8 protein-coding genes are annotated in these 9,880 nt (G+C 65.2%); 3 read left to right on the forward strand and 5 right to left on the reverse strand.

Going from position 1 to position 9,880, the window contains the following annotated elements:
- Positions 1-16 precede the first annotated feature (16 nt).
- Genes QZS21_RS07145 through polA form a run of 4 tightly spaced genes read right to left on the reverse strand, consistent with a single transcriptional unit; the run spans position 17 to position 4,615 of the window.
- Entirely contained in the window at positions 17-610 is a 594-nt protein-coding gene (locus QZS21_RS07145; protein WP_295581793.1) for a GNAT family N-acetyltransferase, read from the reverse strand.
- Positions 558-1,067: a ribosomal protein S18-alanine N-acetyltransferase gene (gene rimI / locus QZS21_RS07150; RefSeq protein ID WP_295581795.1), complete on the reverse strand. Its 510-nt coding sequence runs from the start codon at positions 1,065-1,067 to the stop codon at positions 558-560. Before rimI ends, QZS21_RS07145 begins: the two co-directional genes overlap by 53 nt.
- A 12-nt stretch (positions 1,068-1,079) precedes the next feature.
- On the reverse strand, positions 1,080-1,979 hold the full coding sequence (locus tag QZS21_RS07155) for a DMT family transporter (protein WP_295581797.1): 900 nt from the start codon (positions 1,977-1,979) through the stop codon (positions 1,080-1,082).
- Positions 1,976-4,615 (reverse strand): DNA polymerase I, encoded by a 2,640-nt coding sequence (gene polA, locus QZS21_RS07160; protein WP_295581799.1) that lies wholly within the window; start codon positions 4,613-4,615, stop codon positions 1,976-1,978. Before polA ends, QZS21_RS07155 begins: the two co-directional genes overlap by 4 nt.
- Before the next feature lie 232 nt (positions 4,616-4,847).
- Here polA and mtnN point away from each other — a divergent pair, with 232 nt between their 5' ends.
- The 3 genes from mtnN (at position 4,848) to ade (ending at position 9,173) form a co-directional block, all read left to right on the forward strand.
- A complete protein-coding gene (gene mtnN, locus QZS21_RS07165) occupies positions 4,848-5,540 on the forward strand; it encodes a 5'-methylthioadenosine/S-adenosylhomocysteine nucleosidase (RefSeq protein ID WP_295581801.1) in 693 nt (230 codons plus the stop codon).
- A gap of 393 nt (positions 5,541-5,933) precedes the next feature.
- Positions 5,934-7,274, forward strand: a complete 1,341-nt coding sequence (locus QZS21_RS07170) for a GntP family permease (protein ID WP_295581803.1) — start codon at positions 5,934-5,936, stop codon at positions 7,272-7,274.
- A 174-nt stretch (positions 7,275-7,448) separates the two neighbouring features.
- Entirely contained in the window at positions 7,449-9,173 is a 1,725-nt protein-coding gene (gene ade, locus QZS21_RS07175) for an adenine deaminase (protein ID WP_295581805.1), read from the forward strand.
- A gap of 82 nt (positions 9,174-9,255) precedes the next feature.
- Here ade and QZS21_RS07180 read toward each other — a convergent pair whose 3' ends face one another.
- On the reverse strand, positions 9,256-9,798 hold the full coding sequence (locus tag QZS21_RS07180) for a cysteine hydrolase family protein (RefSeq protein WP_295581807.1): 543 nt from the start codon (positions 9,796-9,798) through the stop codon (positions 9,256-9,258).
- Positions 9,799-9,880: the final 82 nt, after the last annotated feature.

Here is a 9,880-nt window from a genome sequence, read left to right on the forward strand (position 1 = left end):
TTGCTCATCTCTCCTCTCACTCGTTCCAGGGCACCTGGGCCATGGGGCTGGCCCCCGGGGCCAGGGGGATGCGGACGTACCGGGCGTACTTCTCCGGCGAAAACCGGTTTTGATAGATGAAGCGGTGCTCCGCCATCAGCGTCTCGTCGGGGATGGGGCCCTCCGCCCAGTAGAGCGTCTTGTAGTGGACGCCGAACATCTCCGTGTCGTAGCCCGCCGTTTTGGCGCGGTTCCGGGCGTAAAAGCCCAGGCGGCGCTCCGCCAGGGCGGGGTCCGGCGCCCCGTCGGGCGCCTCGCTCTCCCCCAGGATCACCGTGCCCGCCTCCCGCTCCAGCAGCTTTTCCAGCAGCAGGGCCCCGGTGCCGCCGTTGCGGCGGCGGGAGGAGACGCACAAATAGTCCAGCAGCGCCCAGCCGGGATGCCCCAGCCATAAAAAGCACGTGCCCGCGATCTCGTCCCCGTCGAACAGGCACCAGGGGCGGTACCACCCGTCCTCCCACAGCGCCTCAATTGCCCGCAGGGGCTTCAGCTCCGCCGGCGGGAAGGCCTCCCGCAGGTCAGTCGCGTACACCGTCCGAAGCTGCTCCGGCGTCGGCATTCTCAGTTCCATCCGAAAACTCCTTCGTCATGATGATGGCATCCTCCCGGGGATGCTCATAGTAATTTTTCCGCCGCCCGGCGCTGCGGAAGCCCCGGCTCCCGTAGAGGGCGATGGCGTCGTAGTTGGAGGCCCGGACCTCCAGGGTCAAAAAGGCCAGGCGGCTGCCCTGGGCAAAGTCCAAAAACACCTGCAACAGCTTTCCGGCGACGCCCTGCCGCCGGCACTCCGGCAGCACGGCGATGTTGGTGATATATCCCTCGTCCAGCACCACCTGCAAGCCGGCGTAGCCCACCACCCGGTCCCCGGCGTCCAGGGCCACCAGGAAGGCGGAGAGGGCGTTGTCCAGCTCCTCCGCCAACATATTCCGAGACCAGGGCGTGGAGAAGCAGATGCGCTCCAGCGCCGCCACCTCGTCCAAATGGTCCGCGTTCATGGGAACGATGCGCACCGGCATCCTTGTATCCATGTTGGTTCCTCCTTATGTTTCCTTGCCGGCCGCCCGGCTATACAGCGCGATGCCCGCCACCACGGCGGCGCCGCCCAGCACCGCGGCGAGGCCCGGCCGCTCCCCGAAGAGCAGCAGCCCCCAGCCCGCCGCCAGCACCGGCTCCAGCAGTCTCACCGCTGAGACGAAGGCCGCCGGCAGGTACTTCAGCCCCCAGCTGAACACGCTGTGGCCCAGCAGTGTGCAGAACACCGCCAGGCCCAGGGCCGTCAGACCGTTCACCGCCCCGTAGCCCGCCAGGGGCAGACCCGTGGCCAGGGCGATGAGCAGCACCGTGCCCGTCGCCGCCAGATACACGAAAAATGTGTAGACCGTGGTGGAGAGCTTCCGGCGGCAGACGGCGCCCAGCACGGTATACACCGCCATGCACATCGCCCCGGCCAGGGCCAGCAGGTCGCCCCGCAGGGCGCCGCCCCCGGCGGCGCTGTCCCCCAGGGCCACCGCCGCGCTGCCGGCGAAGGTCAGCAGAATGGCCGGCCAGGCCCGGCGGGGCAGCCGCTGGCCCAGCAAAACCGCGCCGCCCAGGGCCACGAAAAACACCTCCGTGTCCACCAGCACCACCGACGAGGCGATGGAGATGAACCGCAGGGACTCAAAATACGCCGCGAAGTGCAGCCCCAGAAAGGCCCCGCTGACCAGGCACAGCAGCGCCTCCCGCCGGGGCAGGTCCCGCAGCTCGGCGCGGCGGGACACCATGGCCGGCGCCAGCAGCAGCGACGCCAGCCCCACCCGGTACAGCACCAGAATCAGGGAGGGGGCCGTGGACCAGCGGACAAACACGGCGGAGAGGGACGCGCCCGCCACGCCCAGCAGCACCACCAGGCCCTTCCCGGCGCCGCCCTTCCTCCGGACGGCCAGGCCGCGGCCGCTCATCCCTTTGCCTCCAGCCAGTTCCCGCCCCAGTGGGCCTCCGCCGTCAGGGGGACGTCCAGAGACACCACCTGCTCCATCTCCGCCGCCAGGAGGGCGGCCACCCGCTCGGCCTCCGCCGCCGGGCACTCCACAATCAGCTCGTCGTGGACCTGGAGCACCAGCCGGGCCGCCAGTCCTTCCGCCCGCATCCGCTTCCACACCGCCACCATGGCCAGCTTCATCACGTCCGCCGCCGTGCCCTGGATGGGCATGTTCAGCGCCACCCGCTCCCCGAAGGAGCGGAGATTGAAGTTGGAGGACGTCAGCTCCGGCAGCTCCCGCCGCCGGTGGAGCAGCGTCTCCACGTAGCCCGTCTCCTTGGCCTGGGCCACCACCCGGTCCATGTAGGCCCGGACCCCGGGGAAGGTGGCGAAGTAGGCCTCCATATAGGCCTTGGCCTCCGCCACGGACACGCCGATATCCTGGCTGAGGGAGAAGGAGGAGATGCCGTAGACGATGCCGAAATTCACCGCCTTGGCGCGGCGGCGCATCTCATGGGTCACCTCCGCCGGGTCCACATGGAACACCTGGGCCGCCGTTGCGGTGTGGATGTCCTGCCCGGAGCGGAAGGCCGCCTGCATGGCCTGGTCCCCGGAGATATGGGCCAGGAGCCGCAGCTCGATCTGGGAGTAGTCCGCGTCCACCAGGACGCAGCCCTCCGCCGGGACGAACATCCGCCGGATCTCACTGCCCAGGTCCGTCCGGGTGGGGATGTTCTGGAGGTTGGGCTCCGTGGAACTCAGCCGCCCCGTGGCGGTGACGGTCATCTGGAAGCTGGTGCGCACCCGGCCGTCGGGGCCGATGGCCTTCAGCAGGCCGTCGGCATAGGTGGATTTCAGCTTGGCGTACTGCCGGTACTCCAGCACGGCGTCCACAATGGGGGCCTCGTAGCGCAGCTTCTCCAGCACGTCCGCGTTGGTGGACCAGCCGGTTTTCGTCTTCTTGCCGTGGGGCAGGCCCAGCCGGCCGAAGAGAATCTCTCCCAGCTGCTTGGGGGAGTTGATGTTGAAGGTCTCCCCCGCCATGCGGTAGATGGCCTCCTCCTGCTCCGCGATGCGCCCGGCCAGGGCGTCCCCGAAGGCGGACAGCGCCCGGGCGTCCACCCGGCACCCCGCCAGCTCCATCTCCGCCAGCACCCGGCACAGCGGCAGCTCCGCCGTCTGATACAGCTCCCACATGCCCCGCTCCCGGAGCTGGGGCGCCAGGGCGGTGTAGAGGGCGTCCACGGCGGCGGCGTAGCTGTCAAAGCTGGCCCGGGCCGCCGCCGCGTCCCCCAGCAGGGAGAAGGCGTCCGGCTCCAGATAGATGGGCTTGGGCAGCTCCGTATTGAAATAGGAGACAAACAGCCGCTGGAGCTCGTAGCTCCCCGCTGTGGCGTCCAACAGATAGGCCGCCAGGGCCGTGTCGAAGACGAAGCCCTCCGCCTCCAGGCCGTTGGCGAGGAGCTGGCGCATCAAGTCCTTCACGTTGTGGGAGACCTTCCGGATATCCCCGGCGAACAGGGCCCGCAGAAGGCCGTTCCAGTCCCCCTGATACTTCTCGAAAAACAGCTCCGCCGTCACGGCGGAGGACTCGCCGCTCCCGCAGGTCACCACCGCGGCGGAGAGGTCCGGCAGGGCCAGCACCGCCACATGGTCCGCCTGCCGCCACATGGCCAGCAGCCGCTCCGCCTGGGCCGTCTCCGTCACCTGCTCCACCGTCACGCGGAAGGCCGCCGGGGGGGCCGCCTCCGGCGCCAGGCCGAACTTCTCGATGAGCCGGGTGAACTCCAGCCGCAGAAACAGCGGGTAGGCCGCCGGGCCGGGCGCCTGCACCAGGTTGTCCTCCGGTCGGAAGTCCAGGGGCGCGTCGGTGACGATGGTGGCCAGCCACAGGGAGTGGCGGGCGCTCTCCTCCCCCTCCCGGAGCTTTTTCAGCGCGGCGGGCTTGGCCTCCACCTCCGGCATCCGGGCATACAGGGCCTCCACGCTCCCGTACCTCTGAATCAGGTCCAAGGCGGTCTTCTCCCCCACCCCCGGCACGCCGGGGATGTTGTCGGAGGCGTCGCCCATGAGGGCCTTCAGGTCGATCATGTGGATGGGGGCGAAGCCGTACTGCTCCCGGAAGGCCGCCTCCGTCATGTCCTTGGTGGTGGTCTGGCCCATGCGGGTGGACACCAGCTTCACCCGCGTCGCGTCCGTGATGAGCTGGAGGGAGTCCTTGTCCCCTGTCACCACCACGCACTCCCAGCCCGTCGCCTCGCACTTGCGGGAGATGGTGCCGATGAGGTCGTCCGCCTCCCAGCCCTCCAGCTCGTAGCGGGGGATGTTCAGCGCGTCCAGCACCTCCTTGAGCACCGGCACCTGCATCCGCAGCTCCTCGGGCATGGGTTTGCGGGTGGCCTTGTAGGCCTCGTCCGCCTGGTGGCGGAAGGTGGGGGCGTGGAGGTCGAAGGTGACGCACACCGCGTCCGGGGACTCCTCCCCCTCCAGCCGCAGCAGCGTAGTGAGGAAGCCGAAGATGGCGTGGGTGTAGAGCCCGTCCCGGGTGGAGAGGGGGCGGATGCCGTAGTAGGCCCGGTTGAGAATGCTGTTGCCGTCGATGACCATGAGTTTCATGGGCGTGCCTCCTGGGAGTGATTTCATAGATTGTAACAGTATACCCCATTTTCCACATTCGTGCAATGGGCAAGCCCCAAGGCCCCTGACGGAGATCCGCGCACGTGATTCACCCCCGCCGGTCTCCTCAAACGGCCTTGAGAACAGCAACTCAATATGATAATATAAAAAATAACAGACCCCAGGGCGGACAAGACGCCCCGGACAAATCGAACGTCACAGGAGACTCCCTATGAAAATTGGAATCGTATGTGCAGGCGACGAAGAGATTGCCCCCTTTTTGCCCTACATCCAAAATTGCAAGACAACGGAACGAGCCATGCTGAACTTCCATGAAGGGCAGATGGAGGGCATCGAGGTTGTCGCCCTGTTTTCGGGGGTATGCAAAGTAAACGCCGCCATCGCGTCACAGATTTTAATAGATGCCTTCGATGTAGATATCATCATCAATCCGGGAACCGCAGGCGGTATACACCCCGATCTCCAGCGATTCGACACCGTGATCTCTACGGAGGTCTGTTACCACGACGTCGCACCGGACATTTTAACGGAGTTTCATCCATGGATGAACGCTGCGTTTTTTGAGGCAGACCGCCACCTGATCGCGCTGTCAAAAGTTGCGGTGCGCAACATGAAGCTGCCGGGAAAGGTGTTTTGGGGGCGAATGGTTACCGGGGAGTCCTTTATCACCGATGAGGGGCGGCAAAAGATTTCTGACGAATTTGCCCCGTTAACGGTGGACATGGAGACGGCAAGTATTGCCCATGTCTGCTATGTAAATGCCAAGCCGTTCCTATCCATCCGCTGTGTTACAGACACCGCCACGCATAGCGGAATTGATCATTTTGAAGAAAACTGCGCCAAAGCCGCAGCCATTGCAAAACGTATTACCATGGCTCTATTCAAGGAAATCGGCAGCAAGTAACCTCAGACAGGACTCTCATTTTGTCAGGCTGATGGCAAGCGGAGGAGCCCCCACACAAAAAAGCGCGGGGGCTCCTTTTTTTCCATTTTGGCAAGGATCGGTTTGCCAGGCCCGCCAGCAGCCCGTCCCTATCGCAGAGAGGCCCCGCGGCCCCCCTCCGGCGGCAGAGGCAGCGCCAGAGTGTTTCGATTTTGTCAAATGGTACAGATACTCCAATAAACTTCTGATGATTCTTATACAAATACCACAAGATTCCTCCTCGTTTTTCGGAGTCTTTTTGCTTGGGAATAATTGACAACCGGTGAAAATGTTTGTACCCTAGTAGGTAAGGAGCGGAGGAAAGGAGGACAGCCGGCAGCCATCGGCCCATCTCACAGAAAAGGGGTTTTTATCATGTTAATGGTCGTATTTTTAATCGGAATCGCCCTGTTGATGTTCATGATTATCAAATGCAAGATCAATCCCTTCCTGGCACTGCTTTTCACGGCAATCGTCATCGGCTTCGGTGCGCGGCTCCCGCTGGCGGGCATCGCCTCGGGCATTGCCTCCGGCTTCGGCTCCACCATGACCAGCATCGGCATCGTCATCGCGCTGGGCATCATCCTGGGCCAGCTGCTCTATGAGACGGGCGGCACGGAGGAGATTGCAAACCTGGCGCTGAAAACCATCGGCACCAAGCACTCCCCCCTGGCGCTGTGCATCACCGGCGTCATTGTGGCCATCCCGGTGTTTTTCGACGCGGCGTTCGTCATTTTGATCTCCCTTGCCAAGCAGCTGTCCAAAAAGACCGGCATCCCCCTGGCCCGGTTCGTCACCGCCCTGGGAGCGGGCCTGATTATGGGCCACTGCGTCATCATCCCCACCCCCGGCCCCATGGCCGTGGCGGGCACCGTCAACGCCCCCCTGGGTGCTTTCGTCTTCTACTCCATCATCGTCTCCGTTCCTGCGGCCCTGGTGGGCGGCGTGCTCTACTCCAAGCTGACGGTGAAGAAATTCTTCCCCGAGGAGTGCGGGCAGGAGCTGGACCACGTGACCCTGGACACCAGCAAGTCCCAGGAGCACTGCTCCGGCGGTCTGGCCATCTTTTTGATCCTGCTGCCCATCCTCTTGATCCTGGTGGGCACCATCGCCGCCGCCCTGCTGCCCCAGGGCTCCGGGGTGTCCCTCTTCTGCGCCTTCATCGGCGACAAGAACATCGCGCTGTTCGTCGGCGTCGTGGCGGCCATGTTCGCCCTGAAAAAGCACCTCAAGCGCTCCTTCGAGGAGGTCATGGCGGAGGCCGGCGCCCAGGCCGGCATGGTGCTGCTCATCACCGGCGCCGGCGGCAGCTTCGGCGCCATCATCAACGCCACCGGCATCGGCGATTACATCGTGAGCACCATGCAGAACTTCAACGTCCCCCTGATCCTGCTGGCCTTCCTCCTCAGCCAGATTCTGCGGGCCGCCCAGGGCTCCGCCACCGTGGCGCTGGTCACCACCTCCGCCATCCTGGCCCCCTCCATCACGGCCATGGGCGCCTCCCCCGTGCTGGTGGGCCTGGCCATCTGCTGCGGCGCCGTGGGGCTGTCCCTGCCCAATGACTCCGGCTTCTGGGTCATCAACCGCTTCTCCGGCTTCACCTTCTCCCAGACCATGAAGGCCTGGACCATCGGCGGCTTCATCGCCGGCCTCACCGGCCTGGCCGTCGTCCTGGTGCTGAGCCTGTTCCAGGGCGTGCTGCCGGGTCTTCTGTAAGGCGCTGTTCCAAAGGTCCCCGTCCGCGGTGCGGACGGGGACCTTTTTCTTTGAAATTTCCCATGGACAAACCCCCGGTTTTGGCGTATACTTGCCCTAACCTCAGTATCATATCCAGTTATATTAGTCATAAGATATCATAATATCAAATTTTGGAACAGAAGGAGTGGTTCTATGTCTGAGAGCTATGCGGGCAAGATCAACCGGAAGCTGCTGAAAAAGCGGCGCATCATCAACGCCGCCGCCGGGCGGGAACCGGCAGACCTGGTGCTGAAAAACGCCACCTACGTGAACGTGTTCTCCAATGAGCTGTGCCATGGGGACATCGCCGTGGCGGAGGGGCTCATCGTAGGCATGGGCACCTACTCCGGCGCGGTGGAGCAGGACTGCGGGGGGAAGATCGTCCTCCCCGGCTTTCTGGACGCCCACATCCACCTGGAGAGCTCCCTGGTCTCCCCCAAGGAGTTCGTCCGGGCGGTGCTGCCCCACGGCACCACCACCGTGGTCACCGACCCCCACGAGATCGCCAACGTCATGGGCACCGACGGCATCGAGTACATGCTCCAGGCCACAGAGAACCTGCCGGTGGACGTGCGGTTCATGCTGCCCTCCTGCGTCCCCGCCACCCCCCTGGACGAGTCCGGCGCCGTGCTGGACTACCGGGCCATCGACTCCTTCTACGACCACCCCCGGGTCCAGGGCCTGGCGGAGATGATGAACTTCGTGGGCATCATCGCCGGGGACGACCAGGCGGTGGAGAAGATTGTGGCGGCCCAGGCCCACCACAAGAAAATCGACGGCCACGCCCCGGACCTGAAGGGCAACGACCTCAACGCCTACATCGCCGCCGGGGTGTACTCCGACCACGAGTGCCACGACCTGGACGACGCCATCGCCAAGCTGGAGCGGGGCCAGTTCATCATGATCCGGGAGGGCACCGCCGCCCGGAACCTGGAGGCTCTGGCCCCCCTGCTGTGCGGCAAGTACGCCGAGCGGTGCATGTTCTGCACCGACGACAAGCACCCCAACGACCTGCTGGAAAAGGGCCACATCGACTACATTGTGAAAAAGGCCATCGCCCTGGGAGTAGACCCCATCATCGCGGTGAAAGTGGCCTGCCACAACGCCGCCCGGTACTTCCTGCTGAACAACCGGGGGGCCATCGCTCCGGGGTATCTGGCGGACTTCGTCCTCATCGACGATTTCCAGAGCTTTCGCATCCAGCAGGTCTACAAGCGGGGTGAGCTGCTGGTGGACCAGGGGGTGGTCCGGGACTTCCCCGCGCCGCAGATTGAACCCTATCTGGTGGCCCGGGCTCACGCCACCTTCCACGTGGAGCCCCTCACCGCCAGGGACTTCACCGAGCCCCGCCCCCGGGGCATCATCGGCATGGTCAGCGGGGAGATCACCACCGTGGACGCCGGGTACTCCGACCGTATCGACACGGAGTACGACGTTTTGAAAATCGCCGTGGTGGAGCGGCACAAGAACACCCGCCACATCGGCATCGGCTTCCTCCAGGGCTACGGACTGAAGTCCGGCGCCGTGGCCACCTCCATCTCCCACGACTCCCACAACATCATCGTGGTGGGCACCAGCGAGGCGGATATGGCCGCCGCCGTCAACCGGGTGGTGGCGCTGGGCGGCGGCATTGTGGTGTGGGACGGCGGGCAGCCCCTGGCGGAGGTGCCCCTGGCCATCGCCGGCATCATGAGCGACGAGCCTCTGGACGCGGTGAACGAAAAGCTGGAGGCCGCCAAGGAGCAGGCCTTCCGCCTGGGGGTCAGCCGGGGCATCGACCCCTTCATGACCCTGAGCTTCATGGCCCTGCCGGTGATCCCCTCCCTGCGGATCACCACCCGGGGCGTGTTCGACGTGAACAGCCAGAGCTACGTGTGACAAAAGGCATGAGATATGGTGACATTGGTCGGACACATAAAAAACGCCCGCCCCGCTGCCGGTGCAGCGGGGCGGGCGTTGCTCATTCCTCCACGGTGATCTGGCAGGCCTGCATGGCCGCCAGGGCCGTCCGGTGGCTCTCCGGGGTCACCCCCGCGCAGCAGGCGGCCTCCACCCGGATCTCCGCCTCCGGCACAAATGCCTTCAGCAGCATGGCGTTGGAGATGACGCAGATGTCGGTGCACACGCCGATGAGGGTGACGCGCTCCACCCCCGGCCTCCCCTGCCTGCGCAGATCCTCGTCCCGGGCGCGCACCAGCGCGCCCAGGTCCCGGCTGGCGAAGGCGTTCTTGTCGAGGGGATGGGCGGCGTCCTCCGCCAGCTGGGGAATGATCTCCCAGCCCTCGGTGCCCCGCAGGCAGTGGGGCACCGGCAGCCGCCGCCCCTCCTGGGTGGCCAGGTAGTCCGGCCCATGGGTGTCCCGGGTGAAGAGGAGCTCCTCCCCCCGGTTGATGCCGTCCACCACCCGGCCCACCACATAGGGCACGATGGCCCGGGCCTCCGGCGTCCCCAGAACGCCGGTGACGAAGTCGTTCTGCATGTCCACAACCACTAAGATGTTCATACCGTCTCCTCCTCAATCCGCAGATTTGACCGCGCCCCGCCGCCGGGCGGCCAGCCAGGCCCGCAGCCGCTGCCGCCGGTAC

It is taken from the genome of uncultured Oscillibacter sp. (genome assembly GCF_900544955.1).
Taxonomy (GTDB): Bacteria; Bacillota; Clostridia; order Oscillospirales; family Oscillospiraceae; genus Oscillibacter.

Coding starts and splice junctions, on each gene's coding strand:
- rimI (WP_295581795.1), bottom strand. CDS start 1,067: ATGGATACAAGGATGCCGGTGCGCATCGTTCCCATGAACGCGGACCAT.
- QZS21_RS07180 (WP_295581807.1), bottom strand. CDS start 9,798: ATGAACATCTTAGTGGTTGTGGACATGCAGAACGACTTCGTCACCGGC.
- mtnN (WP_295581801.1), top strand. CDS start 4,848: ATGAAAATTGGAATCGTATGTGCAGGCGACGAAGAGATTGCCCCCTTT.
- QZS21_RS07170 (WP_295581803.1), top strand. CDS start 5,934: ATGTTAATGGTCGTATTTTTAATCGGAATCGCCCTGTTGATGTTCATG.
- QZS21_RS07155 (WP_295581797.1), bottom strand. CDS start 1,979: ATGAGCGGCCGCGGCCTGGCCGTCCGGAGGAAGGGCGGCGCCGGGAAG.
- ade (WP_295581805.1), top strand. CDS start 7,449: ATGTCTGAGAGCTATGCGGGCAAGATCAACCGGAAGCTGCTGAAAAAG.
- QZS21_RS07145 (WP_295581793.1), bottom strand. CDS start 610: ATGGAACTGAGAATGCCGACGCCGGAGCAGCTTCGGACGGTGTACGCG.
- polA (WP_295581799.1), bottom strand. CDS start 4,615: ATGAAACTCATGGTCATCGACGGCAACAGCATTCTCAACCGGGCCTAC.